This is a genomic window from Flavobacterium sp. CF108 (assembly GCF_900129795.1).
Lineage (GTDB): Bacteria > Bacteroidota > Bacteroidia > Flavobacteriales > Flavobacteriaceae > Flavobacterium.
The window spans coordinates 529,866-533,778 of record NZ_FQWW01000004.1; the positions used below are offsets into that span (position 1 = coordinate 529,866).

Annotated in this window: 4 protein-coding genes; all 4 read right to left on the bottom strand. The window is 33.9% G+C overall.

The annotated features are described in order from the left end of the window. Positions 1 to 15: 15 nt before the first annotated feature. Positions 16 to 786, bottom strand: a complete 771-nt coding sequence (locus tag BUE10_RS14010; RefSeq protein WP_073486047.1) for a dioxygenase family protein — start codon at positions 784 to 786, stop codon at positions 16 to 18. 168 nt (positions 787 to 954) lie between these two features. Beyond that, entirely contained in the window at positions 955 to 1,644 is a 690-nt protein-coding gene (locus BUE10_RS14015) for a LytR/AlgR family response regulator transcription factor (RefSeq protein ID WP_073486049.1), read from the bottom strand. Continuing rightward, complete coding sequence (locus BUE10_RS14020; RefSeq protein WP_159439062.1) at positions 1,641 to 2,507, bottom strand: sensor histidine kinase; 867 nt, start codon at positions 2,505 to 2,507, stop codon at positions 1,641 to 1,643. The genes BUE10_RS14015 and BUE10_RS14020 overlap by 4 nt, the downstream gene beginning before the upstream one ends. A 388-nt stretch (positions 2,508 to 2,895) precedes the next feature. Then, a complete protein-coding gene (locus BUE10_RS14025; protein WP_073486146.1) occupies positions 2,896 to 3,870 on the bottom strand; it encodes a PorP/SprF family type IX secretion system membrane protein in 975 nt (324 codons plus the stop codon). Between the last annotated feature and the right edge of the window lie 43 nt (positions 3,871 to 3,913).

Here is a 3,913-nt window from a genome sequence, read left to right on the forward strand (position 1 = left end):
AGTTGTTATTTAAGATTAACCGGCAACATTTATGGTGTGGGTTAAAACAAAACCTTCACTAACGCTTCCTGTTATAGTTGATAATTCATTTGCAACAGAATCTGAAAAGACATTATCTGAAGCATTATACGTGTAACCCGACATTCCTTTTGTATAACCGTTAGCACTTGAAGCGTTTACTAAAGCAACGGCACTATTTGTTCCCTCTGGAAAAGCAATTTGTGTTACAAGCAATGAAGTTCCGCTGGCGTTATAAATATGAACATGAATATGAGTTGCCCTTCCTGAATACCAGCCCGGGAAAATTGAGGTAAATGTGACCAAACCATTTGCATCTGTAGTTTGTCTTCCTCTTAAAAAGTGAACTGTAGTATAGTTTACAGACTGCATTGAAGTTCCTCCGTATTCTGAATAATAGCCGTCTTTGTCGCAGTGCCAAATATCCACAATGGCATCTTTTAATACGGCACAACTTGCGTTTGTGTTTTTAATTGTAATTTTTATTGTGAAAGCTACGCCAGTTCTGTCCATTGTAATGTCTGATTTTACTAATGAAGATGGTGTAATGGTTGGAAATGGCCCCGCAGTTTCTGATGGTGTTACGGAGCAGTCACCTGAAGATGAACCTGAACCGGAAGAAGATCCAGAACCAGAAGATGAATCTGTATTGGATGAAGAATCTGATGAACCATCATCATTATCCTGACTGCATGAGTTTATAATTGGAATTGCTAATGAACCAATTCCTATTAAACCCAAACCTCTTAAAAACTCTTTTCTTTTCATTGCTTTTTTGTTTAAATGTTATTTTAATTGAATGATTAACAGTTGTTTTCAAGTAAAATTATTCGAAATTAAAGCATTGTAAAAAGTTTGAGGTAAAGGCTATTATTTATGAGGTAAATGGGTGAATATTTGTTTTTTGTAGTAAAAATCTTTAAACAAAAAAGAGTGTTACTTTTGATCAAAAAGTTTTGAAAAAGCTTCTTCGTAACTTACACTGATTGGAATTTCGGCTTGACCGATGAAAATTATCTTATTTCTAATTTTGGATATTTTAGAAATAGGAATAATAAAGGAACGATGAACTCTTGTGAATTCGGTTTCAGGCAATTTTTGGAGGATTGCTTTTAAGGTCATTCGCGCCACAACTGTTTTTTGGTTTTGGATGTGGATTTTTAAATAATCGTCTAGACCTTCGATATACAAAATATCTGAAAACAGAATTTTAATCAAACTATAATCGGCACGAATAAAAAGATACTGCTGTTCGATGTTTTGGTTTTGCAGTTTCCATTGCGAAAAAGCTTTCTCGGCCGCTTGTTGAAATCGGGAAAGAGAAATTGGTTTTAGCAGATAATCGGTTGCGCTGAGCGTAAAGCCTTCAACAGCAAATTCAGAATAAGCTGTTGTGAAAATTACCATTGTTTTATGGGGAAGCTTTTTGTAGAAATCTAAACCCGAAATCGACGGCATATTGATATCGAGAAACAATAAATCGACTGGATATTTTTTTAAGTATTTAAATGCTTCATCAGATTTCGTGAAAGTCTTGTTCAGTTCTATGTACTCAATAGTGTCACATAAACTCTGAAGAATTTCTAATGCCAATGGCTCGTCATCTAATGCTATTGCTTTTATCATCGTATTTTAACGCTCAAGTTTACAATGTATTTTTCTGCTGAATCTTCGATTTTTAAATGGTGCTTATTAGGATATACTAACTTCAATCTTTCAATTGTATTGTGAAGTCCAATTCCTGAGTCTGATTGTATCGAAAATGTCTTTTTATTGGAAACGTATAAAGTTAGTGTTTCATCATCGATATCTATTTTGATACAAATCTCGGAAGTCTGATCTGGATTTACTCCGTATTTGAATGCATTTTCGATAAATGAAATCAAGATGAGCGGTGTTATTACTTTTCCAAATGTGTTTCCGGTTACATTATAATCTACGTTTACTGTGTTTCCTAAACGTGTTTTTTGAAGTGAAATGAAATTACTAATGTAATTGATTTCCTTGCTTAAATCAATTACCTCATCATTTGAATTGGTCATTATATATCGCATTAACTCCGATAGCTGAACTACAGCGTCTGCCGTTTTGTTGTCTTTTTTTAAAGCCAGGGCGTAAATGCTATTTAGAGTATTGAATAAAAAGTGCGGGTTGATCTGGGCTTTTAAAAATGCCAGTTCTGATTTTACTTTTTCTTTTTCAACACTTTGCAATCTTCCTGAAATAGCGAAAAGCAAACTAGAGATTACGCCAATTAAATAAACTAATGTTGTGTGTCCGTATTGTGTTGGCGGACCTCCGTTGAACTCAAAAGGCATTGGCTCATTTCTATGCGGCGGTGGCGGAAATCTTCCTTCAAATGGTTTGGGATGATTTAATAAGTTTTCGGAATGATCCCTAAAATCTAAAAAATTTCGGCTTGGATGGTCTAAAACTGTCGAAAGCCAAAGAAAAAACAGAAGAAAAATGGCTATTACGAGATAGTACAAAAGCTTTTTTTCTGAAAAGTACAACCTCGGAATTAAATAATAATAGTTAAAGTAAAAGAAACAAAGGAGTGTAAAATAGATAAACAAATAAATACGATCATGCGCATTGGTGTACAAATGCGGTAATGAAAAAACTGTATTTGTGGATGTGAATGCGTATGGTAAAAATAAAAAAGCGAGGCACAGTACTATATGTTTCGCATAAAGTGAAAATTTTGCTTTCATGAATCAAATTTGATTTATACCGTTTTGACAACCAAAATGATATATTCAAATTTAAGGTTATTGCATGTTTATTTCAAATTATTGCGGTAAAAACACATAATGTTGCGACTCGCTTTATAATATTGGCTTTTTTGCCTATTTTAAAATAATCGTCTTTTGGCGATTAATCGTGTACCGGACTCTGTGTACAAGGACAGTTACTGATGGCTTGTAAGAAATCAAATCCAATGGTTACTACGTGTGTTCCTGTATTGTAATTCCCTAAATCGTTGAACATGATCTGGTAAGAATATCCAAAATAAAATTTAGATTTCATGAAACCTGCCATTGGTCCAACTGATAATGGTTTTGGAAACTGGTCGTTTAAGAAACGGTATGAAACTCCAATCCAATAGTAATCTTCGTAACGATTGTATCTTCTGTATTTGAAGTTAAAATCGGTTGTTGAACGTTTATCACTTGCAAAGTACTGATAGAAAACAGATGGTTCGTATTCTATACGGCTGTTTTCAGCATCACGAAAAATATAACCAGTATAAACCTGATAGTTTGAAAGCAGGTTTGGTTCTACTCCACGATATTTATCGGTATTTTTCTTTAAAACGTTATTGGCATTAAAACTTATATAAAAATCTTTATTACGATACAAAGCACTAATGTCAAAGTTATTGTTTGCATTGTAACGATTGTCTGTAACTGATGGATCAATAACAGGATGTTCAATCGTGGTATTGAATTCATCCGTATCAATTCTAAACGTATTGAAGTTGTATGAAATACCAAAAGATAAATACTGCTTAGAATAATAGTCTAAGATAAGGTGGTGCGCAAAGGAAACTTTAGCACCGGTTTGTCTTGTATATCCGTTCTTATCGTTATAAAGCGATATACCCACACCAGAACGATCTAAGATTCTAAAATCGGCATAAAGCGACTGGTTTTGTGGTGCATCTTTAATTCCAACCCATTGTGTTAAACCATTGGCTCTAATTCTAAGGTTGTCACCAATACCTGCATAGGCAGGAGAAAGTACAAACGGGTTATCAGCCAGATACTGAGTAAAAACTGGTAGGTTTAACTCTTGGCTGTAACTTGTTGTTACAGCCATGAGTACTAAGGATAAAATAAACTTTTTCATTGTAATAATTTTTTTAGATAACATCATAAGGGGCTATATTTTG

Excerpts from the sequence above, each read along its gene's own strand:
- BUE10_RS14025 (WP_073486146.1), bottom strand. The coding sequence starts at position 3,870 with ATGAAAAAGTTTATTTTATCCTTAGTACTCATGGCTGTAACAACAAGT.
- BUE10_RS14010 (WP_073486047.1), bottom strand. The coding sequence starts at position 786 with ATGAAAAGAAAAGAGTTTTTAAGAGGTTTGGGTTTAATAGGAATTGGT.
- BUE10_RS14015 (WP_073486049.1), bottom strand. The coding sequence starts at position 1,644 with ATGATAAAAGCAATAGCATTAGATGACGAGCCATTGGCATTAGAAATT.